The 25,346-nt window shown below is 68.5% G+C and carries 22 protein-coding genes and 3 tRNA genes; 3 read left to right on the top strand and 22 right to left on the bottom strand.

Annotated features, from left to right (window positions below; translation table 11 throughout):
• Nucleotides 1–80: 80 nt before the first annotated feature.
• The 19 genes from ACFYZF_RS02330 to ACFYZF_RS02240 all read right to left on the bottom strand — a co-directional run bounded on the left by ACFYZF_RS02330 (nucleotide 81) and on the right by ACFYZF_RS02240 (nucleotide 19,281).
• Entirely contained in the window at nucleotides 81–3,968 is a 3,888-nt protein-coding gene (locus ACFYZF_RS02330) for a DNA-directed RNA polymerase subunit beta' (RefSeq protein WP_387014992.1), read from the bottom strand.
• A gap of 81 nt (nucleotides 3,969–4,049) precedes the next feature.
• A complete protein-coding gene (locus tag ACFYZF_RS02325) occupies nucleotides 4,050–7,481 on the bottom strand; it encodes a DNA-directed RNA polymerase subunit beta (RefSeq protein ID WP_387014991.1) in 3,432 nt (1,143 codons plus the stop codon).
• Between the two features lie 580 nt (nucleotides 7,482–8,061).
• Nucleotides 8,062–8,445 (bottom strand): 50S ribosomal protein L7/L12, encoded by a 384-nt coding sequence (rplL, locus tag ACFYZF_RS02320; RefSeq protein WP_387014988.1) that lies wholly within the window; start codon nucleotides 8,443–8,445, stop codon nucleotides 8,062–8,064.
• A gap of 53 nt (nucleotides 8,446–8,498) precedes the next feature.
• Entirely contained in the window at nucleotides 8,499–9,044 is a 546-nt protein-coding gene (gene rplJ, locus ACFYZF_RS02315; protein ID WP_350881990.1) for a 50S ribosomal protein L10, read from the bottom strand.
• A gap of 401 nt (nucleotides 9,045–9,445) precedes the next feature.
• Complete coding sequence (locus tag ACFYZF_RS02310; protein ID WP_387014985.1) at nucleotides 9,446–10,135, bottom strand: hypothetical protein; 690 nt, start codon at nucleotides 10,133–10,135, stop codon at nucleotides 9,446–9,448.
• Nucleotides 10,132–11,145 (bottom strand): ATP-binding cassette domain-containing protein, encoded by a 1,014-nt coding sequence (locus ACFYZF_RS02305; RefSeq protein WP_387014983.1) that lies wholly within the window; start codon nucleotides 11,143–11,145, stop codon nucleotides 10,132–10,134. The genes ACFYZF_RS02310 and ACFYZF_RS02305 overlap by 4 nt, the downstream gene beginning before the upstream one ends.
• A gap of 79 nt (nucleotides 11,146–11,224) precedes the next feature.
• A complete protein-coding gene (gene rplA, locus ACFYZF_RS02300) occupies nucleotides 11,225–11,941 on the bottom strand; it encodes a 50S ribosomal protein L1 (RefSeq protein WP_350881996.1) in 717 nt (238 codons plus the stop codon).
• A gap of 81 nt (nucleotides 11,942–12,022) precedes the next feature.
• Nucleotides 12,023–12,457: a 50S ribosomal protein L11 gene (rplK, locus tag ACFYZF_RS02295; RefSeq protein WP_387014980.1), complete on the bottom strand. Its 435-nt coding sequence runs from the start codon at nucleotides 12,455–12,457 to the stop codon at nucleotides 12,023–12,025.
• Between the two features lie 181 nt (nucleotides 12,458–12,638).
• Nucleotides 12,639–13,361, bottom strand: coding sequence for a transcription termination/antitermination protein NusG (gene nusG / locus ACFYZF_RS02290; RefSeq protein WP_387014977.1), 723 nt, complete (start codon nucleotides 13,359–13,361; stop codon nucleotides 12,639–12,641).
• A 39-nt stretch (nucleotides 13,362–13,400) separates the two neighbouring features.
• Nucleotides 13,401–13,793, bottom strand: a complete 393-nt coding sequence (gene secE / locus ACFYZF_RS02285; protein WP_387014975.1) for a preprotein translocase subunit SecE — start codon at nucleotides 13,791–13,793, stop codon at nucleotides 13,401–13,403.
• Nucleotides 13,794–14,004: 211 nt separating this feature from the next.
• Nucleotides 14,005–14,077 (bottom strand) — tRNA-Trp (locus ACFYZF_RS02280).
• A 127-nt stretch (nucleotides 14,078–14,204) separates the two neighbouring features.
• Nucleotides 14,205–14,597, bottom strand: a complete 393-nt coding sequence (locus ACFYZF_RS02275) for a MaoC family dehydratase (protein ID WP_387014972.1) — start codon at nucleotides 14,595–14,597, stop codon at nucleotides 14,205–14,207.
• A 1-nt stretch (nucleotide 14,598) separates the two neighbouring features.
• On the bottom strand, nucleotides 14,599–15,045 hold the full coding sequence (locus ACFYZF_RS02270; RefSeq protein ID WP_387014969.1) for a MaoC family dehydratase N-terminal domain-containing protein: 447 nt from the start codon (nucleotides 15,043–15,045) through the stop codon (nucleotides 14,599–14,601).
• Between the two features lie 119 nt (nucleotides 15,046–15,164).
• Entirely contained in the window at nucleotides 15,165–15,332 is a 168-nt protein-coding gene (gene rpmG, locus ACFYZF_RS02265; RefSeq protein WP_387014966.1) for a 50S ribosomal protein L33, read from the bottom strand.
• 133 nt (nucleotides 15,333–15,465) lie between these two features.
• Nucleotides 15,466–15,538 (bottom strand) — tRNA-Met (locus ACFYZF_RS02260).
• A gap of 25 nt (nucleotides 15,539–15,563) precedes the next feature.
• Nucleotides 15,564–15,636: transfer RNA gene (locus tag ACFYZF_RS02255), tRNA-Thr, on the bottom strand.
• Between the two features lie 126 nt (nucleotides 15,637–15,762).
• Nucleotides 15,763–18,294, bottom strand: coding sequence for a putative bifunctional diguanylate cyclase/phosphodiesterase (locus tag ACFYZF_RS02250; protein ID WP_387014963.1), 2,532 nt, complete (start codon nucleotides 18,292–18,294; stop codon nucleotides 15,763–15,765).
• A gap of 108 nt (nucleotides 18,295–18,402) precedes the next feature.
• Entirely contained in the window at nucleotides 18,403–18,534 is a 132-nt protein-coding gene (locus ACFYZF_RS02245) for a hypothetical protein (protein WP_350882010.1), read from the bottom strand.
• Between the two features lie 426 nt (nucleotides 18,535–18,960).
• Nucleotides 18,961–19,281: a GNAT family N-acetyltransferase gene (locus ACFYZF_RS02240; protein WP_387016023.1), complete on the bottom strand. Its 321-nt coding sequence runs from the start codon at nucleotides 19,279–19,281 to the stop codon at nucleotides 18,961–18,963.
• 67 nt (nucleotides 19,282–19,348) lie between these two features.
• Between ACFYZF_RS02240 and ACFYZF_RS02235 the strand changes: the two genes are divergently transcribed.
• From ACFYZF_RS02235 to ACFYZF_RS02225, 3 genes are all read left to right on the top strand, one after another.
• The gene (locus tag ACFYZF_RS02235) at nucleotides 19,349–19,495 is read left to right on the top strand and encodes a hypothetical protein (RefSeq protein ID WP_387014961.1); all 147 of its coding nucleotides are present in this window, start codon (nucleotides 19,349–19,351) and stop codon (nucleotides 19,493–19,495) included.
• 665 nt (nucleotides 19,496–20,160) lie between these two features.
• Nucleotides 20,161–21,111 (top strand): hypothetical protein, encoded by a 951-nt coding sequence (locus ACFYZF_RS02230; RefSeq protein ID WP_387014958.1) that lies wholly within the window; start codon nucleotides 20,161–20,163, stop codon nucleotides 21,109–21,111.
• Nucleotides 21,112–21,618: 507 nt separating this feature from the next.
• Nucleotides 21,619–22,734 carry a three-Cys-motif partner protein TcmP gene (locus ACFYZF_RS02225; protein WP_387014955.1) on the top strand — a complete coding sequence of 372 codons (1,116 nt, stop codon included), beginning with the start codon at nucleotides 21,619–21,621 and terminating at the stop codon, nucleotides 22,732–22,734.
• Here the strand turns inward: ACFYZF_RS02225 and ACFYZF_RS02220 are convergent.
• The 3 genes from ACFYZF_RS02220 to ACFYZF_RS02210 form a co-directional block, all read right to left on the bottom strand.
• The gene (locus ACFYZF_RS02220) at nucleotides 22,731–23,507 is read right to left on the bottom strand and encodes a DUF5131 family protein (RefSeq protein WP_387016021.1); all 777 of its coding nucleotides are present in this window, start codon (nucleotides 23,505–23,507) and stop codon (nucleotides 22,731–22,733) included. The two genes, ACFYZF_RS02225 and ACFYZF_RS02220, sit on opposite strands and share 4 nt — an antisense overlap.
• A gap of 193 nt (nucleotides 23,508–23,700) precedes the next feature.
• Entirely contained in the window at nucleotides 23,701–24,396 is a 696-nt protein-coding gene (locus ACFYZF_RS02215) for an HAD family hydrolase (protein WP_387014953.1), read from the bottom strand.
• Nucleotides 24,393–25,259, bottom strand: a complete 867-nt coding sequence (locus ACFYZF_RS02210) for a GntR family transcriptional regulator (RefSeq protein ID WP_387014951.1) — start codon at nucleotides 25,257–25,259, stop codon at nucleotides 24,393–24,395. The genes ACFYZF_RS02215 and ACFYZF_RS02210 overlap by 4 nt, the downstream gene beginning before the upstream one ends.
• Nucleotides 25,260–25,346 lie beyond the last annotated feature (87 nt).

Raw genomic sequence — 25,346 nt, 5'->3', positions numbered from 1 at the left:
GATCTCTCTCATCGGTTCTGTCCGAACCGAGATGCGACGAGGCCCCCGGCACCTGCCGGGGGCCTCGTCGTTCCTACTGCTTAGCGGTACGACCCGAAGTCGAAGTCGTCCAGCGGCACGGCCTGCCCGCTGGCCGGCCCGAAGCCGTAGTCGGTCTCCGGGTAGCCGGTCATCGAGTAGACCTTGGCCTTGGCCTCCTCGGTCGGCTCGACCCGGACGTTGCGGTACTTGCTGATGCCCGTACCGGCCGGGATGAGCTTACCGATGATCACGTTCTCCTTGAGGCCGACCAGCGAGTCGCTGCGCGAGTTGATCGCCGCGTCGGTCAGCACCCGGGTGGTCTCCTGGAAGGAGGCCGCCGACAGCCAGGAGTCCGTGGCCAGCGAGGCCTTGGTGATACCCATCAGCACCGGGCGACCGGCGGCGGGCTCGCCGCCCTCGGAGACGAGCCGGCGGTTCTCCGACTCGAACAGCGCCCGGTCGACCAGCACGCCCGGCAGGAACTCGGTCGAGCCGGAGTCGATGACCGTCACCCGCTTCAGCATCTGGCGGATGATGATCTCAATGTGCTTGTCGTGGATGAGCACACCCTGCGAGCGGTAGACCTGCTGGACCTCCTGGGTCAGGTGGACCTGGACCGCGCGCGGGCCGAGGATGCGCAGCAGCTCGTGCGGGTCGATGGTGCCCTCGGTGAGCTTCTCGCCGACCTCGACGTGGTCGCCGTCGTGGGCCCGCAGCCGGACCCGCTTGGAGATCTTGTCGTAGACGATCTCCTCGCTGCCGTCGTCCGGCACAACGATGATCTTCCGCGACCGCTCGCCGTCCTCGATCCGGATCCGGCCCGGGGTGTCGGCGATCGGCGCCTTGCCCTTCGGGACCCGGGCCTCGAAGATCTCCTGGACGCGGGGCAGACCCTGGGTGATGTCCTCACCCGCGACACCACCGGTGTGGAACGTACGCATCGTCAGCTGCGTACCGGGCTCGCCGATCGACTGGGCGGCGATGATGCCGACCGCCTCGCCGACGTCCACGGTCTTGCCGGTCGGCAGCGAACGGCCGTAGCACGCACCGCAGACGCCCAGCTTCGACTCGCAGGTGAGCACGCTGCGCACCCGCACCGTCTCCACCCCGGCAGCGACGATCCGGTCGACTCCGATGGAGTTGACGTCCTGGCCGCGCTCGGCGACAACGTTGCCGTCCGGCCCCTTGATGTCGTCCGCCAGGGTACGGGCGTGCACGCTGGTCTCGGCGTGCTCGTGGACGTACAGCTTGCCGTCGCGCCGCTCGCCGATCTGCATCGGGATGGCCCGGTCGGTGCCGCAGTCCTCCTCGCGGATGATGACGTCCTGCGACACGTCCACCAGACGACGGGTCAGGTAACCCGAGTCGGCGGTCCGCAGCGCGGTGTCGGCGAGACCCTTACGGGCACCGTGCGTGGAGATGAAGTACTCCAGCACGGACAGACCCTCCCGGTAGCTGGCCTTGATCGGCCGGGGGATGATCTCGCCCTTCGGGTTGGCCACCAGACCACGGATCGCGGCGATCTGACGGAGCTGGAGCAGGTTACCGCGGGCACCCGAGTGGATCATCTTCCACAGGGGGTTCTCCTGCGGCAACGCGGTGTCCATCTCCTTGGCGACCTCGTTGGTCGCCTTGGTCCAGATCTCGATGAGCTCGCCGCGACGCTCCTCGGCGGTCATCAGACCCCGCTGGTACTGCTTGTCGATCCGGTCGGCTTCCTTCTCGTACTTCTCCAGGATCTCCCGCTTGCGCGGCGGAGCGATGACGTCCTCCATGCCGATCGTCACGCCGGACCAGGTCGCCCAGTGGAAACCGGCCTCCTTGAGGCCGTCCAGGGTGGCGGCCAGCGCCACCTTCGGGAAGCGCTCGGCCAGGTCGTTGACGATCGCGGAGAGCTGCCCCTTGCGGATCTCGTAGTTCACGAAGCGGTAGCCCTGCGGCAGCGTCTCGTTGAACAGCACCCGACCCAGGGTGGTCTCGACGGTGAGCGGGTCACCCTCGACCCAGCCCTCCGGCGCGACCCACGGCTCGGCCCCGACGCCGTTGTCGACCCCGACCAGCCCGCGCAGGCGGATCCTCACCGGCGCCTGCAGGTGCAGCTCGCTGGCGTCGAAGGCCATCCGGGCCTCGGCGTCCGAGCTGAACGGCCGGCCCTCGCCCTTCTCACCGGCCCTGAGGTGGGTGAGGTGGTAGAGGCCGATGACCATGTCCTGGGTGGGCATGGTGACCGGCTTGCCGTCGGCCGGCTTGAGGATGTTGTTCGACGACAGCATCAGGATCCGCGCCTCGGCCTGAGCCTCGGCGGACAGCGGCACGTGCACCGCCATCTGGTCACCGTCGAAGTCGGCGTTGAACGCGGTGCAGACCAGCGGGTGGATCTGGATCGCCTTGCCCTCGACGAGCTGCGGCTCGAAGGCCTGGATGCCCAGTCGGTGCAGGGTCGGCGCGCGGTTCAGCAGCACCGGGTGCTCGCCGATGACCTCTTCCAGCACATCCCACACGACCGGCCGCTGCCGCTCGACCATCCGCTTGGCGGACTTGATGTTCTGCGCGTGGTTGAGGTCCACCAGCCGCTTCATCACGAACGGCTTGAACAGCTCCAGCGCCATCTGCTTGGGCAGGCCGCACTGGTGCAGCTTCAGCTTCGGGCCGACCACGATGACCGAACGGCCGGAGTAGTCGACGCGCTTGCCGAGCAGGTTCTGCCGGAACCGGCCCTGCTTGCCCTTGAGCATGTCGGACAGCGACTTGAGCGGGCGGTTACCCGGGCCGGTGACCGGCCGGCCGCGGCGGCCGTTGTCGAACAGCGCGTCGACGGCCTCCTGGAGCATCCGCTTCTCGTTGTTGACGATGATCTCGGGCGCGCCGAGGTCGATCAGCCGCTTGAGGCGGTTGTTCCGGTTGATCACGCGGCGGTACAGGTCGTTCAGGTCGGAGGTCGCGAAGCGGCCACCGTCGAGCTGCACCATCGGGCGCAGGTCCGGCGGGATGACCGGGACGCAGTCCAGCACCATGCCGAGCGGCGAGTTGCGGGTGTTCAGGAACGCCGCGACGACCTTGAGCCGCTTGAGCGCCCGGATCTTCCGCTGGCCCTTGCCGGAGCGGATGGTCTCGCGCAGGCTCTCGGCCTCGGTGGCGAGGTCCATGTTCTGGACCAGCGCCTTGATGGCCTCGGCGCCCATCGCGCCGGTGAAGTACTCGCCGAACCGGTCGCGCAGCTCCCGGTAGAGCAGCTCGTCGGTGACCAGCTGCTTCGAGTCCAGCTTGCGGAAGGTGTCGAGCACCTCGTCCAGGCGGTCGATCTCGCGCTGGGCCCGGTCGCGGATCTGGCGCATCTCGCGCTCTCCGCCCTCCTTGACCTTGCGCCGGACGTCCGCCTTCGCGCCCTCGGCCTCCAGCTCGGCCAGGTCGGCCTCGAGCTTGGCGGCCCGCTTCTCGATCTCCGAGTCACGGCTGTTCTCGGCCTGCCGCTTCTCGGCCAGGATCTCGTTCTCGATGGTCGAGAGGTCGCGGTGACGCGACTCGGCGTCCACGCTCGTGATCACGTACGAGGCGAAGTAGATGATCTTTTCGAGGTCCTTCGGGGCGAGGTCCAGCAGGTAACCCAGCCGGCTCGGCACGCCCTTGAAGTACCAGATGTGGGTCACCGGAGCGGCCAGCTCGATGTGACCCATCCGCTCCCGGCGGACCTTGGAGCGGGTCACCTCGACGCCGCAGCGCTCGCAGATGATGCCCTTGAACCGGACCCGCTTGTACTTACCGCAGTAGCACTCCCAGTCCCGCTGCGGGCCGAAGATCTTCTCGCAGAAGAGCCCGTCCTTTTCCGGCTTGAGGGTGCGGTAGTTGATCGTCTCAGGCTTCTTGACCTCGCCGTGCGACCACTGACGGATGTCGTCGGCGGTGGCGAGACCGATGCGCAGCTCGTCGAAGAAGTTGACGTCGAGCACTATGTCCCCTATGTCGTCGTCTGTACTGCTTAGCTAATGGGTAGGGTCGGGAGCCGGCGAGTCGGCTCCCGACCGCTCACCTCAGACCTCTTCGACCGAGCTCGGCTCGCGCCGGGACAGGTCGATGCCCAGCTCCTCCGCGGCCCGGAACACCTCGTCGTCGGTCTCGCGCATCTCCAGGGCCACACCGTCGCTGGAGAGCACCTCCACGTTGAGGCACAGCGACTGCAGCTCCTTGAGCAACACCTTGAACGACTCCGGAATGCCCGGCTCCGGGATGTTCTCGCCCTTGACGATCGCCTCGTAGACCTTGACCCGGCCCAGGACGTCGTCCGACTTGATCGTGAGCAGCTCCTGCAGGGCGTACGCGGCGCCGTACGCCTGCATCGCCCAGCACTCCATCTCACCGAAGCGCTGGCCACCGAACTGCGCCTTACCACCCAGCGGCTGCTGGGTGATCATCGAGTACGGGCCGGTCGACCGGGCGTGGATCTTGTCGTCGACCAGGTGGTTGAGCTTCAGGATGTAGATGTAACCGACCGCGATCGGGTCCGGCAGCGGCTCGCCCGAGCGGCCGTCGAACAGCTGCGCCTTGCCGGTGGAGCCGATCAGCTGCTTGCCGTCCCGGTTGGGCAGGGTCGACGAGAGCAGACCGGAGATCTCCTCCTCGCGGGCGCCGTCGAAGACCGGCGTGGCCACGTTGGTGTCCGGCTCGGACTCGTGCGCCTCGATGGAGCGCAGCTGGCGCTTCCAGTCGGTGTCGTCGCCGTCCACGCTCCAGCCCGTCTTGGCCACCCAGCCGAGGTGCGTCTCCAGCACCTGGCCGATGTTCATCCGGGACGGAACACCCAGCGGGTTCAGCACGATGTCGACCGGGGTGCCGTCCTCCAGGAACGGCATGTCCTCGATCGGCAGGATCTTCGAGATGACGCCCTTGTTGCCGTGCCGGCCGGCGAGCTTGTCGCCGTCCTGGATCTTCCGCTTCTGGGCGACGTAGACCCGGACCAGCTCGTTGACGCCCGGCGGCAGCTCGTCGCCGTCCTCGCGGGAGAAGGTACGCACGCCGATGACCGTGCCGGTCTCGCCGTGCGGCACCTTCAGCGAGGTGTCCCGGACCTCGCGCGCCTTCTCGCCGAAGATCGCGCGGAGCAGCCGCTCCTCCGGGGTCAGCTCGGTCTCACCCTTGGGCGTGACCTTGCCGACCAGGATGTCGCCGGGGACGACCTCGGCGCCGATCCGGATGATGCCGCGCTCGTCGAGGTCGGCGAGCATCTCCTCGCTGACGTTCGGGATGTCGCGGGTGATCTCCTCCGGGCCGAGCTTGGTGTCCCGGGCGTCGACCTCGTGCTCCTCGATGTGGATCGAGGTGAGCACGTCCTGCTGCACGAGGCGCTGCGACAGGATGATCGCGTCCTCGTAGTTGTGGCCCTCCCAGCACATGAACGCCACCAGCAGGTTGCGCCCGAGCGCCATCTCGCCCTCGTCGGTGCACGGACCGTCGGCGATGACCTGACCGGCCTCGACGCGGTCGCCCTCGAAGACGACCGGCTTCTGGTTGACGCAGGAGCCGGCGTTGGAGCGGCGGAACTTGTGCAGCAGGTACGTCCGGCGATGGCCGTCGTCCTGGTGGATGGTGATGTAGTCGGCGCAGAGGTCCTCGATGACACCGCCGACCTCGGCCACGACCACGTCACCGGCGTCGACGGCGGCGCGGTACTCCATGCCGGTGCCGACCAACGGCGACTCGGCCTTGACCAGCGGCACCGCCTGGCGCTGCATGTTCGCGCCCATCAGTGCCCGGTTGGCGTCGTCGTGCTCGAGGAACGGGATCATCGCGGTCGCGACCGAGGTCATCTGCCGCGGCGACACGTCCATGTAGTCGACGGCGCCGGGGACCACGTCCTCGGTCTCGCCACCCTTACGGCGACACAGGACCCGGTCCTCGGCGAACGTGCCGTCGGCCTTCAGCCGCGCGTTGGCCTGCGCCTTGACGAACCGGTCCTCCTCGTCCGCGGTCAGGTAGTCGATCTGGTCGGTGACCCGACCTTCGACGACCTTCCGGTACGGCGTCTCGATGAAGCCGAACGGGTTGACCCGGGCGAAGGTGGAGAGCGCGCCGATCAGGCCGATGTTCGGGCCTTCCGGCGTCTCGATCGGGCACATCCGGCCGTAGTGGGACGGGTGCACGTCGCGGACCTCGAAGCCGGCCCGCTCCCGGGACAGACCACCCGGGCCGAGCGCGCTCAGCCGGCGCCGGTGGGTCAGGCCCGCCAGCGGGTTGGTCTGGTCCATGAACTGGGACAGCTGCGACGTGCCGAAGAACTCCTTGATCGCCGCCACGACGGGACGGATGTTGATCAGGGTCTGCGGCGTGATCGCCTCGACGTCCTGGGTGGTCATCCGCTCGCGGACGACCCGCTCCATCCGGGACAGGCCGACCCGGACCTGGTTCTGGATCAGCTCGCCCACGGTGCGCAGGCGCCGGTTGCCGAAGTGGTCGATGTCGTCGGCCTCGTAGCCGTCCTCGCCGGCGTGCAGCCGGCAGAGGTACTCCACGGTGGCGACGATGTCGTCCTCGGTCAGGGTGCCGGTGGTGATCGGCACGCCCACTTCGAGCTTCTTGTTGAACTTGTACCGACCGACCTTGGCGACGTCGTACCGCTTCGGGTTGAAGAAGAGGTTGTCGAGCAGGGTCTGGGCGTTCTCACGGGTCGGCGGCTCGCCAGGGCGGAGCTTCCGGTAGATGTCGAGCAACGCCTCGTCGGCGCCGGCGATGTGGTCCTTCTCGAGCGTGGTCATCAGCAGCTCGGACCAGCCGAACTTCTCGCGGATCCGCTCGGCGGACCAACCGATGGCCTTGAGCAGGACCGTGACGGCCTGCCGGCGCTTGCGGTCGATGCGGACGCCGACCGTGTCGCGCTTGTCGATGTCGAACTCCAGCCAGGCACCCCGGCTCGGGATGACCTTGACGCTGGAGAGGTCGCGGTCGGAGGTCTTGTCCGGCTCTTTCGAGAAGTACACGCCCGGCGAGCGGACGAGCTGGCTGACCACGACGCGCTCGGTGCCGTTGATGATGAAGGTGCCCTTCGGCGTCATCATCGGGAAGTCACCCATGAACACCGTCTGGCTCTTGATCTCGCCGGTGGTGTTGTTGGTGAACTCCGCGGTCACGAACAGCGGGGCGCAGTAGGTCAGATCCTTCTCCTTGCACTCCTCGATCGAGGCCTTGACCTCGTCGAAGCGCGGTGCCGAGAAGGAGAGCGACATGGTGCCGGAGAAGTCCTCAATAGGACTGATCTCTTCGAGAATTTCCGCGAGACCCGAGCGTGCGTGCGGGTCGTCCGCCGACCGGCCCTGCCAACCCTCGTTGCCGACGAGCCAGTCGAAGGACTCGTTCTGAATGGCGAGGAGGTTGGGGACCTCGAGGTGTTCGGTGATCCTGCCGAAAGAGACTCGGCGGGGAGCGAAAGCGCTCGACGTACGACTGGTCTTCGCAGGGCGGGAAGCTGCCAAGATGCGTCCTTCCGAGGACCGGTGCTGCAGAACGGCTGGTACGCGTGCACTCCAATATCCCCACCAGAAATACCCGCAATCGGACATTTCTGCGCAGGGGTCAAGTCGGAAGGCAGCGCAAACTAGCAGTGTAGCCGAGAGGCTAACCGCTGTCCAGCCCAGCCCGCAGGTCGTCGCGGAACGCGCCTCGGCGTCCCCCGAAAGAGGGACGACCGGGCCGCTCGGAACGCGGCGGACCTACGGATCCGCTCGGGTGCGGCGGCCGGTGGTGCCGCCGCTGCCAATACCCAAGAGGTGGCCGTTGCAAGCGCGGAAGGTCTTGCAGGTGTCAGGGTGCCTGGCGGCCCAGGGCCGCGTCAAGAGCCGGTCTCGCCGGCGACACGTGTTTCCCACCGACGGACGACCTCCGCTCCGGCCGTACCGCCGGTTGCCGGGCGTCCACGCCCTGCTCAGAACGTTGCTGGCGGTCCCACCACGAACACGGCGGGCGACGATCCAAATTCGAGATCGTCGCCCGCCGTGTCGGAGTACGCCCCGGCTCACGTGAACCTGAGCCGGGCCCGCGCCCGGTCAGCCCCAATTACTTGAGGATGACCGTGGCACCCTCGCCCTCGAGCTTGCCCTTGGCCTTGTCGGCGGCCTCCTTGTTGACCTTCTCCAGGACCGCCTTCGGCGCGGCCTCGACAAGGTCCTTGGCCTCCTTCAGGCCCAGGCCGGTCAGCTCACGCACGACCTTGATGACCTGGATCTTCTTGCCACCTGCGGCCTCAAGGACGACGTCGAACTCGTCCTTCTCCGGCTCGGCCTCGGCGGCGGCCGGGGCAGCGCCCCCGGCGGCAACCGCGACCGGAGCCGCGGCGGTGACCTCGAAGGTCACCTCGAACTGCTTCACGAACTCGGAGAGCTCGATCAGCGTCATCTCCTTGAACGCGTCAAGCAGCTCGTCGGTGCTGAGCTTCGCCATATCTGGCGTCCTTTCCTAATGTTTGACTAAGAACGTGGGTGCGCCGCGGGGCCTCAGGCCGCCTCGGCGCCCTCCTTCTCGCGCTTGTCCTGCAGGGCTGCCGCGACACGAGCGGTCTTCGACAGCGGGGCCTGGAACAGGGCCGCGGCCTTGCTCAGGTTGCCCTTCATCGCGCCGGCCAGCTTGGCCAGCAGCACCTCGCGGGACTCCAGGTCGGCAAGCTTCGTGACCTCGGCCGCGGAAATGGCCTTGCCCTCGAAGACGCCGCCCTTGATGACAAGCTTCGGGTTGGCCTTCGCGAAGTCGCGAAGCCCCTTCGCCGCCTCGACGACGTCGCCCGAAACGAAAGTCAGCGCGGTAGGACCGGTGAACAGCTCGTCGAGCCCGGAGATGCCCGCGTCGGTCGCGGCACGCTTCGCCAGCGTGTTCTTCGCGACCGTGTAGGTGGTCTCCTTGCCGAGCGAGCGCCGCAGCTGGGTGAGCTGGGAAACCGTCAGACCACGGTACTCGGTCAGCACCGTAGCGCCCGCGTTGCGGAAGTTCTCGGTCAGCTCGACGACGGCCGTGGCCTTGTCGGCCCGGATCGGCTTGTCCGCCATGTCCCTCCTCTCTCGTTGCTCCAGGCTGGTCCACCGGGAAGCCGGCAGGCTTCCGCGGTACCGGAGGGCCATGACAACGAGAAACGCCCCGGCGCAGGGCGCACGGGGCGAGGGGCGGCCGGTCGCACCGCAGTCGGCGGACCACGGGAACACGGCCAAGTTTCGCTTGCCGCCCTGCGCGGGTCGCCCGTCGAAGCGGGACCTTCGACCGTGCCGGGGCACGGTGACCAGCGGTCTCTGGGTGTTACTTCGCCCCTAGGCTACGCGACCCGCCCGTGACCGCCAAATCGCCCCCGGGTGCGCCCGGTCACTCCCCCACCGGTGATCGACCCCGTTCACCGTGCACCGGGGCCCTCAGCGGCCCGGGAGGGCGCAGCGTGCGGCACCCCGGACGGTCGCGATCAGACGCGGACCCGCCGGCGCCAGGCGTACGCGGCCAGGGCCGTCGCGCTCCAGGCGACCCCCCACCCGCTGAGCAGGGCCAGGGTCGCGCCGGACGGTCCGGCGGCGGCGGCCCGGGCGGTGGACATCACCGGCGGCGCCAACCACGGGACCACCGAGTCGGAGAGACCCAGGACCAGCGTGCCGACCACGCCGAGCGCCAGCACCGCGACGCCGTACCCGGCGCTGCCCGTGACAGCCCGGCTGGCCAGCGCGCCGAGCGCCACGGCTGCCGGCAGGGCGAGCAGGTGCGCCCAGACGCCGAGGGCGACACCGGCGGCCAGCGACCGGCCGCCCGGCGGCACCTGGCTGGTCACCCCGCCCACCAGCCACGGGTAGACCAGCCCGGTGGCGACCGTACCGAGCCCGGCCACGACCGCCGCGAGCAGCCCGGCGGCCCGTTCCCGGGCCGCCCCGGCGAGCACCAGTGCCAGCCGGCGCTGCACGTCCGGCTCGACGTCGAGCAGGATCTTGGTCTGCCAGGCCAGTACCGGGAACAGCACCACCGCCGAAACGCCGTACGCCTCGCCAGGCTGGGCCCGTCCACCGCCGTAGAGGACGCCGAGGGCGAGCAGGCCGGCCAGCAGGGGCGCGACCGCCCGTCCGGTACGCAGGAAGCCGGCCAGCCTCAGCCGGACCAGCGCACTCACCGGCTCACCCGCCCTGCCGGCCCTGAGGCCGGCACGTCCCCGCCCGCCCCGTCGGCAGGGCCCGGCGGGCCGCTGATCGGGAGCGCGACGGGTACGGCCGGGGCGACGACGACGGGAGCAGCCGGCTCCCCGACGGCAGCAACGCCCGGCTCTCTGACGGCGGAGGCGGGCGGGCCACCGGCGGCGGGGGCGGCCGGATCCCCAGCAACCGTCGCGAGCAGTTCCCCGGCGGCGGGGGCGGCCGGCTTACTGGCGAGGGCGTCGGGCGGGGCGGCGTCGGAGCGTACCCGTAGGACGTGGTGGCCGTCGGCGCGCAACCGGGCGACAGTGCCGGCCACCCGCGCGGCCGGCACCGCGACCTCGACCACGACGAGCGCGTCGGCCTGCGCGTCGGCCGACGCCTGCGCGGTGACGGTGCCGTCGGCGACGGCCCAGCGGGCGGCTCCCGGCAGCCGTGCCGTCTCGCCCCGATGGTCGCTGACGAGCACCGACCCGCCGGCCGCCAGCACCTCGCCGATCAGCCCGGGGACCAGTTCCCGGGCGGCGGCATCGAGGCCTTCCCACGGCTCGTCGAGGATGAGCAGATCGGGCCGCCGCAGCATCGCCTGGGCCAGGCCCACCTTCTGGGCCGTGCCCTTGGACAGCTCGGGGAGGCGCACGCCGCGAAACCGCGTCAGGCCCAGCCGTTCGGTCCACCGGTCGACCGCCAGCTCCGCCTCGCCCCCATCCAGTCCGGCCACCCGGGCCATCCCGGTCAGGTAACGCCCCACGGTGAACGGCTGGTCGGCAGGGAACCGCTCCGGCACCCAGCCGACGTGCCGCGGGCGGTCGACGACCCGGCCCCGGGTCGGCCGGAGCACCCCGGCCGCCAACTGGAGCAGAGTGGACTTGCCGACACCGTTGCGGCCGAGCACCACGGCGACCTCGCCCGGGTCGAGCCGCAGGCTGGTCTCCCGCAGCACCCACGGGCCGCGCCGGTGGTACCGCAGCCACACACCCTCCCACCGCATGCCGCGAGCCTGCCACACCGGAGAGACGGAAAGGGCCCCGCCACGTAGTCGTGGCGGGGCCCCGTCGAGGCAGCGGTGCTCAGGCCTCGGTCACGCCCTCCTGGAGGTTCTTGACCAGGTTCGGGTCGACCGGAACGCCCGGGCCCATCGTGGTGGTGAGGGTGACCTTCTTGAGGTACTTGCCCTTCGACGCCGACGGCTTGGCCCGCAGCACCTCGTCGAGGACGGCGGCGTAGTTGTCGACCAGCTGGGACTCGGAGAACGAGGCCTTGCCGATGATCAGGTGGAGGTTGGAGTGCTTGTCCACCCGGAAGGTGATCTTGCCGCCCTTGATGTCCGAGACGGCCTTGGTGACGTCCATGGTCACCGTGCCGGTCTTCGGGTTCGGCATGAGGCCGCGCGGGCCCAGGATCCGCGCGATCCGGCCGATCTTGGCCATCTGGTCCGGGGTGGCGATCGCCGCGTCGAAGTCGAGCCAACCACCCTGGATCCGGGCGACGAGCTCGTCGGTGCCCACCTCGTCCGCACCGGCGGCGGCGGCCTCCTCGGCCTTCGCGCCGGAGGCGAAGACGATCACGCGGGCGGTCTTGCCGGTGCCGTGCGGCAGGTTGACCACGCCACGGACCATCTGGTCCGCCTTGCGGGGGTCGACGCCGAGGCGCATGGCGACCTCGACCGTGGCGTCGAACTTGGCGTTGGTGGTGTCCTTGGCGATCTTGACAGCCTCGGCCGGGGTGTAGAGCTTCGACCGGTCGATGACCTCGGCGGCCTTGCGGTAGGTCTTGCTGCGCTGCATTTCTTGCTACTCCTGTGGTCTATGGCGGGCCGCGGTGACCGCGCGCCCTCCCACGAAATGACGGGGAAGCGGTGACCGAGGTCAGTCGGAGACGGTGATGCCCATCGACCGGGCGGTGCCGGCGATGATCTTCTGAGCCTGGTCGATGTCGTTGGCGTTGAGGTCAGCCATCTTCTTCTCGGCGATCTCCCGCAGCTGGGCGCGGGTGACGGAGCCGACCTTCTGGCTATGCGGCACGCCGGAACCCTTCTCGGCACCGGCGGCCTTGATCAGCAGCCGGGCGGCGGGCGGGGTCTTCAGCACGAAGGTGAAGGAGCGGTCCTCGTAGACGCTGATCTCGGCGGGGACGATGTCGCCCCGCTGGGACTCGGTCTGCGCGTTGTAGGTCTTGCAGAACTCCATGATGTTCACGCCGTGCTGGCCGAGCGCGGGGCCGACCGGCGGCGCCGGCGTGGCCTGGCCCGCCTTCAGCTGAAGCGTGAACGTCTTGACGAGCTTCTTCTTCTTCGGAGGCATGTCACTTCCTGGGGCTTGGAACTGGGAAAGGTGCCGGCCGGGGGCGCGCACGGTCAGCGCGATGCGACGACCGACGTTCTAGAGTAGCGCAGTGCTCCGCCGCCCCTCCGCCGAGGTCCGGCGAGGGGCGGAACGGAGACGCCGGCGGCGGGCTGCTGCCCCACCGCCGGCGACCGGAACGTCAGATCTTGGTGACCTGGTTGAAGTTCAGCTCGACCGGGGTCTCCCGACCGAAGATCGACACCAGCACCTTGAGCTTCTGCTGGTCGGCGTTGATCTCGCTGATCGTCGCCGGCAGCGAGGCGAACGCGCCGTCGGTGACGGTGACCGAGTCGCCCACCTCGAAGTCCAGCACCCTGATCTCGGGCTTGGCCTTCTTCTGCCCGGTCTCGACCGCCGGGGCGAGCCACTTGAGCACCTCATCGAGGCTCAGCGGCGCCGGCCGGTCGGCCCGGTCGGTCGCACCCACGAACCCGGTGACCCCGGGGGTGTTACGCACGCAGGAGTAGGACTCCGCGGTCAGCTCCATCCGGACCAGGATGTAGCCGGGGAACACCTTGGCCTGGATCTGGGACCGCTTGCCGTTCTTGACCTCGATCTCTTCCCGGGTCGGCACCTCGACCTGGTAGATGTAGTCCTCCATGTCGAGGGAGGTGATCCGGGTCTCGAGGTTGGTCTTGACCTTGTTCTCGTAGCCGGCGTACGAGTGCACCACGTACCAGTCGCCCGGCGCGTAGCGCAGCTTCTGACGCAGCTCCGCGACCGGGTCGAAGTCCTCTTCCGGTGCGGGCTCGGTGGTCGGAAAGTCCGGCTCGCTGGCGGCCTCGACCGACTCATCGTTGGCCGCCGTCGCCACCGCGGACTGCTCGTCCGTGGTCTCGGCGGTCTCGTCGTACTCAGGCACGCTCGCTCACTTCCGTCACTATCGGCTTGAGTCAGCCGGTCAGCTGGGGTTGCCGAAGACCCACAGCACGCCCTTCGCGAAGGCGTAGTCCAAGCCGGCCACGATCGTCAGCATCACCGCGACGAAGGTGACGACCACGGCGGTGTAGGTCAGCAGCTCCTTGCGGGTAGGCCAGATGACCTTACGCAGCTCGGCCACGACCTCGCGGAAGAACCGCGCGATGCGGGCGAACGGCCCCACCCGCTCGGTGTCCTTGCGGGTCTTTCTCTCGTCGGCCGACTCAGCCTTCGCCCGCGCCCGGGTCGCCGTGCCGCCACGGGAGACCGGCTCGTCCGCGTCGGTGGCGTCGTCGGCGGCCACGTCGTCGACGACATCGTCGTTCAGACGGTCGTCGTCGCCGGCGTCCTCGCTGCGCCGCTTATTCTCGGCCACTTCGCCCTCCGTCGCGGGAATCGGGGTCGCACGCCGGTGCGGCGTACGCGGCGCTGGTCACGCCGGCCGGACCAACCGTCCCGCGACGGGCCGCGGCCGGCGGATCGACGGATGGGCCCGATGCCTCGGGACCACCCCGCCGATGCCACCACCACGGGCCGGACGCCGCCGGTTGGCGGCGCGACCCACGGGAACGGTCAGGCCTGAGGCGCAGGGGTGACAGGACTTGAACCTGCAGCCTGCGGTTTTGGAGACCGCTGCTCTGCCAATTGAGCTACACCCCTGTGTGGCGATGCTCCCCCGACCCGGTCGTGCAGCACCGGGCGGGGTCACTTGCCCCACGGCGGACCAGTGTACGGGTAGCGAGGCCACTTTCCCAACTGGTCCACCTCCCCGCGTGGCGGAGCCCCCTCAGCGGGGTGTCCGGATCACCGCCCGGGCCTGCGAGAGAACCTTCTGTCCGCGGCACGTCGCGATGATGTCGATCCTGGTCAGGCCCTCTTCGGTGGTGTCCTTGACCTTGGCGGTCACCTCGACCTCGGTGCCGTCGTCATCGTCGGGAACGGGCACCGGACGGGTGAACCGGACCCCGTAGTCGACCACCGCGTCGGGCGCGCCGGCCCACTCGGTCACCGCCCGGCCGACCAGCGCCATGGTGAACATCCCGTGCGCGATCACCCCGGGCAGGCCGACGCCGGTGGCGAACCGGTCGCTCCAGTGGATCGGGTTGAAGTCGCCCGAGGCGCCCGCGTAGCGGACCAGGTCGGCCCGGGTGACCCGGAAGGTCTTGGTGGGCAGTTCCACGTCAGGCCTCCCCGCGTACGACGAGCTTGGACCAGACGGCGACCACCGGCTCGCCGGCGGCCGTGGTGACGTCGGTGCGGGTGGTCAGGAAGTCGTGCCCGCCCCGGCTGCTGATGTCCTCGATCGTGTTCGCACAGACCAGCTCGTCGCCGGCCACCACCGGACGGGTGTAGGCGAACCGCTGGTCGCCGTGGACCACCCGGCTGTAGTCGACGCCGATCGCCGGGTCGTCGATGATCTGCCGGCTGGCGGCCATCGTCAGGACCACGGGGAAGGTCGGCGGGGCGACCACGTCCGGGTGACCGAGCGCCCGGGCGGCCTCGGGATCGTGGTACGCGGGGTCGGTGGCGCCGATCGCCGTGGCGAACTCGCGGATCTTCTCTCGGCCCACCTGGTAGGGGGCGGTCGGCGGATAGGTCCGGCCGACGAAGGACTGGTCCAAGGGCATGCCGAGAACCTACACGGAAAGCACGAAAGCCGACCCGGGGGCGAACGCGCGGAAGAAGCCGCGCATCCGTTCCGGATCGACGATCGGGTGTCGTGCGGCCGGCTCGCGCCGGCGGCGGGTCAGCGGGTCTCGCGGTGGGCCGTGTGCCGGCCGTCCCGGGGGCAGAACTTCTTCAGCTCGATGCGGTCCGGGTTGTTGCGGCGGTTCTTGCGCGTGATGTAGTTGCGCTCCTTGCACTCCACACACGCCAAAGTGATCTTCGGCCGGACATCGGTAGCCTTCGCCACGGCGGAGTGCCTTCCTCGCTAACGGTCAACAACTACAACGCCTCAGCCTATGTGCTGGGGGCGCGGACATGCAAAGTGGGCGCCTGTAGCGCCCATCCCAACGACCACCGGGAACGAGCCCGAGGGACGAGAGTAGCGGTGGCCGGAATTGAACCGGCGACACAGCGATTATGAGCCGCTTGCTCTGCCATCTGAGCTACACCGCCGCGGCGGGTCCAGCCGGACCCTTTGAGCCCCCTTACGGAATCGAACCGTAGACCTTCTCCTTACCATGGAGACGCTCTGCCGACTGAGCTAAGGGGGCCTGCACGATCACCCGGTGGCCGCGCAGGAGTAAGAGTACACGGCCCCGCCCTGGAGGTGAAATCGGATCCCCCCACCCTCGGGCGGGTGAACGTCCGCCCAGGTGAGCGGCCTTCGGGGCAGCGCCTCAGGGGACGACGCGCAGCCGGCGGACGTCCGGGCCGACGAGCGCCTCGGACTCCAACTGGGCCCCGAACCACGCCTCCAGCCGCTCGTACGGGAGCGGGCGGCTGAACAGGAAGCCCTGGCCGATCTCGCAGCCGATGTCCTGGAGCAGCTCCAGGGTCAGCTCGCTCTCCACGCCCTCGGCCACCACCGCCAGGCCGAACTGCTGGGAGAGGGTCACCACCGCGTTGACGATGGCCAGATCACTCGGGTCCGTCGCCATGCCCTGCACGAACGACCGGTCGACCTTCACCTCGTGCACCGGCAGCCGGCGCAGGTAGGCCAGCGAGGACGATCCGGTGCCGAAGTCGTCCACCGACAGCCGGACGCCGAGGTCGCGCAGCCGGCGCAGGGTCGGGATCGGGCGGTCGGTGCCGTCCAGCACCCCGGCCTCGCGGATCTCGAAGGTGAGTCGCTGCGGTGGGACGTCGTACTCGGCCAGCAGCTCGCGCACCTGGTCGGGGAAGTGCCGGTCGGTGAGCGTACGGGCGGAGAGGTTGACCGCGACGGCGAGCGGCTGCTCGGTGTGCGTCCAGTCCCGGCTGCGCCGCAGCCCCTCCCGCAGCACCACCTCGGTGAGCCGGCCGAGCTGGCCGGTGTGCTCGGCCACCGCCACGAAGTCCTCCGGGGCGACCTCGCCGTGCGCGGGGTGCTCCCAGCGGGCCAGGCACTCCACCCCGACCAGCCGGCGGTCACGCAGCGTCACCTTGGGCTGGAAGTAGACCTCCAGCTCGCCGTCGTCGAGGGCCTTGCGCAGGTCGCCGGCCAGGCCGAGCCGGCGCAGCGACCGGGACTCCAGGGCCGGGTTGAACAGCTGGATGCTGCCGGGCATGGACTTCGCCGCCGATGCGGCCAGGTCGACCCGCTGCAGCAGGGTCGCCGCGTCGCTGCCGTGGTCGGGGTGCACGGCCACCCCGACCGCGGTGTCCACGTCGAGGGTGAACGCGTCGAAGACCATCTCGGCGCGGATCTCCTCGCGCAGCCGCGCGGCCAACTCCAGCGCCACGTCGGCGTTCTCCAGCCGCAGCGTCACCAGGAACTCGTCGCCGCCGGCCCGACCGACCAGGGCCGACGACGGCGCGGAGGCGCGCAGCCGTACGGCGACCTCGGCGAGGACCTGGTCCCCGGCGGCGTGGCCGAGCGACTCGTTGACCTGACGCAGCCCGTCCACGTCGAACAGCAGCACGGCGACCACCTCGCCCGGCGCCCGGATCTTCACGGCCTCGTCGAGCGCGCCGCTGATCCTCCGCCGGTTGGGCAGTTTGGTCAGCGTGTCGTGGTACGCGTCGTGCCGCAGCCGGTCGACCAGCCGGGAGTTTTCCAGGGCCACCGCCGCGTGCGCGGCCACCGTCTCGATCACCGGCACGTCGGCCGGGGTGAAGTGACCGAGGCTGCTGAGCCGGTTGACCACCTCCAGGGTGCCGATCACCGCCTCCCCCGAGCGCAGCGGCACGATGATCGCGTCCTTCGCGGGCGCGGTCCGCAGCATCTCCAGCTGCTCCCGGTCGCCGCCGAGCCGGGCACCGAGCGCGACGGTTTGCCGCTGCTGCACGACCCGTTCCCGGACCGCCCCCGGGATCTTGGAGAAGTCGAGCAGGCCGCGCCCGTCGACCCGGGCGGTCAGCAGCACCTCCGGGTGGCGGCCCTGGGCGGGCAGCCACAGGGTGGCGTACTCGGCCTGCATGAGGGCGCGGACCCGGCCGAGCAGCGCGTCCGGCAGCGTGCCGTCCTGGCCGCTGCGGGTCATGGCCCGGGTCAGCTCGTAGATGTCGGCGAGGGTGCGGTGCTGGCGGAGGAAGTGGGCGTAGGCCCGGTAGACCACGGCCACCGTCACCGCGAGCGCCCCGAGCACCAGCAGCGACCAGTAGGTGGCGGTCAACGCGAGCAGGATGATCAGGCCGACGGTGGCGTTCACGCCGGCGACCAGCAGTGGCACGGTGGACGTGCGGACCACCTCGAGCCCGGCCTGCGAGCCCTGGAGCAGGGTGATCACGCCGACCACGGCGGCGAGGGTGACCAGGGTGATGGTGCTGACCGCCGCGAAGAGGATGCCCCAGGTGCCGGGCCCCACGCCCCTGATCGGGGGGAGCGCCAGCAGGACCAGGGCGGCAAGGGAGGTCGCCGCGGCGGAGCGGGCGACGTTGAAGGCGAACTTGGCCGGGCCGAGTCGGCGCCGGAGCTGGGCGATCAGCGCGGCGAGGGTGGCAACCAGCACCAGGGTCAGCGGCGGCAGGTAGTACAGCGCCAGGACCAGCGGGATCTCGGTGATCGTGGCCGAGAACGTCTGCCGCCGGACGACGAAACTCAGGACCGGCAGGTGGGCGGCGACCAGGGCGGTGAGCAGCAGCAGACCCAGGCCCCACTCGCCGTACGGCTCCCGCTCGACCAGCGCGATCAGCAGGCAGCAGATGACAGCCAGGAACGCCAGCGGCCCGGTTATCAACCAGGCGAGGTCAGTCCCGGGTCGTCGCACGGCTGTCGCACGGCTCGTCATCCTGCTCCCTTGTCGTCACCGAGAGTGAACTCCGCGCCGATGCCCGGTCGCTACCGCCGTCGCCCGGTGACCCGAACGACGGCGGGTGTCAAACGAACCGCGAAGAACCTAGTTCCACTCGAACTCGAGGGTCGCCCGGTCACCGGCGACCGAATCACCGGCAACCGAGGCGACGCCGGAGGCGAGCGCGAAGAGCATCAGGGTCATGCCGAGCAGCCGACCCAGCTTTTGAGTAGGCATCTGTGGGGCTCCTGTCACGAAACGGGCAGCACGGGGGGCGTGAAGATTCCATGATGGTGCCACACGCACTGAGGGCAACAAAGCCCTCGGTGGCCTGGCTCCGCCTGGACGGCAGCAAGTCCGACCGATCGGCAGGACGCCCTGCCTGGCGGGGTGATACCCCCGCGTTCCCGGGTTCCACGCCCTGCTTCATTTGGCGAACACTCGGACCAAGCGCGCCAATCACGGAAACTCATTGAGTGCGTCTAAAGTCGCATGGCGCAATATCCGGGGCGGCACAGCACAGTAGAGCGGATATCGAAAGGGAGCTTCATTTCCGGATCCCCACCCGGCCGTTCCCCACCCCGCGTCGGCGGTCCGACCCCTTGAAGGTGCCGACGGGCCGTCGACGCGATCGCCCCGGCCGCCCGGCTGGCGTCCCCATGCTCACCCCGGCCGGTCGACCGCGTACCGGACCTGGCGGGCACCGAACTCCTCGAACGCGTCGACCCGGGTCATGCCCAGACCATCGAGCAGGCGCACCGACCGGTCGCTCGCCTCCTGGGTGACCGCGATCAGCCGGGCATCGTCCGGGAACCGCTCGAAGGCCGGGCCGACGGCCGCCGCGCACGCCTCCCGGGCGTACCCCCGCCCCCACCACTCCGGCAGGAAGACGTACGACAGTTCGAGCTCACCCGTGCGGTACCGGCCCAGACGACACCAGCCGACGACCGCACCGAGGCGCAGCGTCACCATGAACCCGTCGATCCCGCCGCCCGCGTCCGCCCGACTTGGGAAAGCCCAGCGGGACGGCGGATCGCGCTAGGGCGGGCCGATGGCGAAGGCATCGATATCAGCCGACATCCCGGGCGTCGAGCACGCCGCCGGCGCGCGGACGGTCGCCTTCACCGGCCGGGACGTCGCCGAGGCGTACGACGTGGTCCAGCTCCTCGTGCAGCTCGCCCAGGTCAAGATCGGCTGACCGGGTACGTCGGTGGCACGTACCAGCTGCGGGATCAGCCCCTGGTCAGGGCCGAGAGCGGGTCGCCGCCCGGCCACCGTCGGCCTAGGCGGATGTCGGGGCGACCCTCATCGATACGGACGCGGTGAGTCATCCGAGCGCGCCGCCGATCTTGCCGTCCAACAACGCCTACGGAAAGGTGTGGCGGGATACCGGGAAAACGTGCTCACCCGGCGCAGCACCGCTCCCACGCTGGCCCGGCGTCCGTACGACCTCCGGCACGCCGCCGTGTCGCTCTGGCTAAACGCCGGAGTACCGGCAAGGACGGCGACGTCGCGGCAAGGCGCCGGGCGACCTCGGCCGGCTGAACGCCGGCGTTCAGCCAGAGCGAGGCCGCCGCGCGGAACGTACGTAGATCCGTGCCTCTGCAAGAGCAGGACAGACAAGAGTTCCCAACCAAAAAATGCCAGAGCGCGAAGTTCCCGCCGACCCGGGGCTTGCAGCTCCTGGACGAGATGCAACGGCACCGTGACGTCGCCGGGCGCCACGCCCACGATCGCCCCCTGCCAGTGACGCGTAGCGGACAGCGAGACTGTCGGCCATGTGACGGCACTCTGGAGGAGCAGCGGGACGCGCCTACGCTGAGCGCACGTTTCGCCCGGCGACGCTGCGGAGGAAGCCGTCCCATGCCATCCATCCTCGTCACCACTCTCCTCGCGGCCGCCTTGACGGCCGCACCCACCCTCGCACCAACCGCCGCCGCATCCGCCGCGCCTGGCGCCCTGGCCGGCTATCGCATGGTGGACCTCGGCACTCTCGGTGGCGACAGCAGCTACGCCAGCGCCATGAACGACCGCGGCGACGTGGTCGGCCGCGCCCAGACCGCCAACGGCACCTACCACGGGTTCCTCTGGCGCCACGGCCGGATGATTGATCTCGGTGCCTTCAACCCGACCGACGTCAACGACCGCGGCCAGGTCATCGGCAGCCGCGATGACGGCTCCGGCGGATACGTCTGGCACCGCGGGGTCCTGCGGCAGCTGGGCGACCCGTCTGCCCTGCCCGTGGCGATCAACGACCGCGGCCAGGTCGTCGGCCGCACCGACGCAGGCCCCGTCCTGTGGACGAACGGCCGCGCCCGGCCCTTGCCCCTCAACGAGGTGTCCGACGTCAACGAGCGAGGCCAGGTCTCCGGCGGGGTGTCCGTGCCGGACGGCTTCCACGCCGCCCTGTGGCACAGTGGCCGGGTCACCGACCTCGGCGCCGGCCCCTTCGACCGCAGCAACACGTACGCCCTTAACGACCGCGGCTGGATGATCGGCTGGCAGTTCTCGGCCGAGCAGTTCCAGCGCGGCATCCTCTGGCGGCACGGCCGAGCCCTGGATGTCGGCACCCTCGGCGGCAGCTTCACCCAGCTACACGCGATCAACAACCGCGGCGAGATCCTGGCCAGCTCCCAGGCCACCGATGGAAGCGCCCGCCCGGCACTGTGGCGACACGGCGTCCTGCACGACCTCAGCCTGGCCGGGGTCAGCACGGACGGCGAGGTCGTCGACCTCGATGACCGCGGCCGCATCGCCGCATCGATCCGCCCGGTCTGGGGTGTCAGCCGCGCGGTCGTCTACCACCCGCGCTGACGGGGCCGGTCCCGGGCGGCGACCGGTCGCGGTCGGCCGTCCGGTCAGACGCGGACGGTCTCCCGCTCCGGCTCGGCCGCCAGGAGGCGGCGGAGACCCTCGCCCTCGATGTCGACGTTCGGCAGCAGCCGGAGGACTGAGCGAGACTCACAAGAGCGGCCCCTGACCAGCGCGAGCGCTGGTCAGGGGCCGCTCTTCGCACCTGGTGGCGGGTAGAGGATTCGAACCTCTGAAGCTTCGCGACGGATTTACAGAGCGCCACGCCCAGCCCTCTGACCAGGGCGAATGCCAATCAGCCGTAGCGCACCGACACGCATAGGACACAACACCCTCTACTGCCGACTAGCCGTCACGGCTCAGCGGCCCCTGCCGCCACTACGTCAGTCCATGATGGACAAGCGTTCTGGATCATCTCCGCCATCTTTCGGACATCCTGAACGCCAGGGCCTGTCACTCCCTGTCAAGATCTCCTAGCATCTGCGTTACCAGCGATGACAGGGAGGCTCAGTGGCTTCAGGGACGCCGCGCGGCACGCTTTGGGAACTCGACCATCACACCAAGGCGAAACACGACATCCTGCGCCAGTACCTGGCGGGGTGGTTTCCAGTCCTGTCCAGCTACCAAGGACGAGTGGTCTTTCTTGACGGCTTCGCCGGTCCGGGTAGATACAAGAACGGCGAGCCGGGCTCCCCATTAATCGCCCTCTCCACGCTGCTGGACCACAGCTACTTCCCACGCATGACCAAATGCGAGTTCCTATTCATCTTCTGCGAGCAAGGACGGACACGCGCGGACAATCTCAAGGAAGAGATCCAGAAATTCGCAGACGAACGGGGCACGTGGCCGGAGAATGTAAAAGTTTCCATAAAAAACAGCGAATTCGAACGAACGGCTCAAGATATTCTGGAAACATTGAAGGCGCAGAAGGCTCAATTGGCTCCCACCTTCGCCTTCGTTGACCCTTTCGGAATCTCCGGTCTTCCCATGGATCTGCTCGCAGATCTCCTTTCTTTCAACAGGTGCGAACTATTTGTTAATTACATTGTCAACACAGCCGTGCGTTTCGCAAATTCAGGAATGATCGACGAGCGACTCCGAGAGCTTTACGGAACAGACGACTTCCTTAAGGCTGAAGGGCTGCAAGGGCAGGCCCGACTTCAATTTCTGCATGACTTGTACGAGCGGCAGCTAAAAGCGCGTTGCGGGTTTGACTACGTTCAGTCCTTCGGCATGCTAAACAAGACCGGCAACGTGATCTACTACCTGTTCTACGGCACCCGAAACCCGAAGGGTCTCCAACTGATGAAGGACGCCATGTGGAAAGTGGATGCCGGCGGGGGGTACAAGTTCTCAGACAGATTGGCAGGGCAAGATATCTTGTTCTCCGAGGAGGACCTAGTGCCTGAGCCTCTGCGCTCCGCGCTCCTCACCCATTTTGCTGGCCGAACGGTGCTTGTGGACGAGCTAGAAACGTTCGTGCTCGTCCACACGCCATACCGTCCCGCTCACTTGAGGAAGTACGCCTTAAGCCCGCTTGAGAAAGACGGCAAAATTTCGGTTGACCGCCCAGGGCGCTCCGGTTTCCCAGCGGGAAGGACTCGAATCACTTTTCGCCGTGCCTAGACAAGAGTCGGGACAGGGCTCGCAACTACTGGGAGGACCGGCGCTGGCATTTGGTCCCAAACCATGCCGTCAAGGGTGCGTCCGCCAGCTTTCGGGGTCACACCCCCCCACTGCTTAAAGAAGAAAGGAACATCCGCACCTACACAAAGGTCTCGGAGAGAGCGAACCGCCTGCGGTTCGACAGGCCGAAATTGCGGCCCGCTCTCTCCCCCGGCAATGACCCAGTGTATTCCGTCTAGCTTGAGCGAGTCGAGGCGACCAAGAAGTGGCTCACATGAAAGGAACCGAACAGCGGCAGGAACCTGCCTCAGGTGGTCGACCCTGTCAGATACCAAGGAGTCCTCCACCGAGACCCCCATCCAAACGTTCGGAGGCCAGTCGAGCGCGTCTGCAATCCGGCGTAGACGCATTGAGCGCTTCGTTAGCACCTGATAGGTGTGTTGAGGAGTTCGCGCCATCGTGTCAAAAACCTTCTTAATGAAGTCGACAGGCACGCGAGCGTGGAAAAGGTCGCTCATAGAGTTGACGAAGACCACTCTCGGCCGCTTCCATTTTTCAGGCAGAGACAAGGTGTCGTAATGCAGGGTGACACCGAACCCAGGCCCGGAAGTACGCGGATCACCGTCATTCTGGTACCTCGGCTGTCCCATCGCCTTCAGGCGCCTAGCCAAGGTTAGTGCATAGCAATTATCACAACCACGTGAAACGCGATCACATCCCGTGGAAGGATTCCATGTCGCTTCGGTCCACTCGATCCGGCTTCGGTCTCCCACGACCCTCAATCCTTCCCGCGTGACCAGCAGTGCCAATCCGCAAACGATCAGTAACTTGAGAACGTCAGACAGTGATCCTAGACCAAAGGTCGACGACTGTCGAACGCTTGTTCGAATATTGGAGATAGTTGAGACATTAGGTATTAAATCAGGTGCCGTGTGTCCACCTGCGAGCAGTCGTGACAGTGGCTGCTTAGTCGGAAGTTCGATCAATCAGAACACGAGCTACTTCCTCCATGCTGGTGATCACTATGTCCGCGTGAGCGGCATGAAAGCCCCTGACCTTCTGTGGCCGATTCGCGTAGCCAACCACCCGCACACCGGCGGCCCGCGCTCCCTCGATATCTGACAGCGAGTCGCCGACGAGGACGCAACCGGCTGGTGCCAGCCCGAGGGCTCGGACGGCTTGCAGGATCGGTTCCGGGTTGGGCTTCATAAGGTCGGGATCGGCGTACGCCCGGCCGACGACCGGCGAGACGTACCCGGCGAGCCGGTGCGCTGCCAGGTAGGCGATCACCGCACCGGCCGAGTTGTTGCTGACCGCCGCCACCGGCATCCCGGCTTGCCGGGCCGCCACGATGACCTCACGGCCGTACGGCGTTGGCTCGGCAGTCTCGACGGCCCGGCGCTCGGCCGCGCAGAGCGCATCCTCTACCGCCCGCGTGACGCCGTGGTCGCCGGCCGCGCCGGTGCGGCGCAGCACCTCAAGCGGGTCCGGCTCGCCAGCAAGGTCCGGCGGCACATCGACGCCGTGCCGCCGCAGCACGTCGACCAACTCGGCGGCTACCTGCGGCGCCGGGTAGCCGGCGAAGATGCTGCACACCGGCCCGTCGAAGTCGAGCAGCACCGCGCCGACCCCGGCAAGCAGCCGGCCAAGGTCGGCGGTCATCCGTCGTACCGGTAGGCGATGGTCGACCACACCGAGTCGAACCACTGGCGGGACGCCTCCACGAACTGCGTGCCGTGCGAAGCGTCGTCATCGGTCACCGCGTAGTGGAACAGCGGCACGTCCTTGCCCATCAGGTCATAGATCGCCATCGGCTCACCCTTGATCGAGACGGTGCGCTCAACTACCGGGTAGAAGCCGTAGAAGACCTCTTCGCTGTTCAGGATGTAGAGCTTGAACAGCGGGGACGCCCGGTGCATCCGTACTTCGACGGTGGTCGACCGGATGAGGCCGAGGTCGCCCAGCTCGGTGACCTGATCGATGATGCCGTCCGCCGCCCGGCGGGTGATTCGCGCCGCGCGCTCGCGTACGGCCGGGTCGTCGGCCTGCGTCTCGGCTCGTGCCGGCAGCGCCATCGGCGTGGTCATATCGGAGATCAGGACCCGCACGGCGATCGTCTCCGGCGCGAGCCGGCCGACGCGCACTTTGTCGAGCGCTTCGGCGAGCGCGTCGCGCAACGTCTCACCAGAGAACCCGGCGAAGTCGATGGTGACGTGAGGTCGGTCGAACGAGGCTTCAATATGCGGACGCAGCTCGACTGCCCGCTGTGTCTGCGCGCGAACAAACGCGCCGCTGCCCTGCCGGGACACGATCAGCCGCTCTGCCCGGAGCAGGTCCAAGGCTCGCTTGACCGTCTCCCGCGCCACGCCGTAGCGGGTGGCTAGCTCAGGCTGCGACGGCAGCTTCTCGCCGGGCGTGAGTCGGCGCGTGAGGATGGCCGCCCGCAGCTTGTTCGCGATCTGCTGCGAGGCCTGTTTGGGGTCGTCGGGATCTAGCTGACCGAGGAAGTCAAGGTTCTCGCTCACCTGCCCACGGTAGCGCTGACTAGCCAAGTTGAGAAAGTTCGCCGCGCCCTCTTGACCTGACTAGCCAAGCCGACCTACGTTCATCCC

The organism is Micromonospora sp. NPDC001898 (assembly GCF_042891255.1).
Lineage (GTDB): Bacteria > Actinomycetota > Actinomycetes > Mycobacteriales > Micromonosporaceae > Micromonospora.
This window is presented reverse-complemented; position numbering and strand designations above follow the sequence as displayed.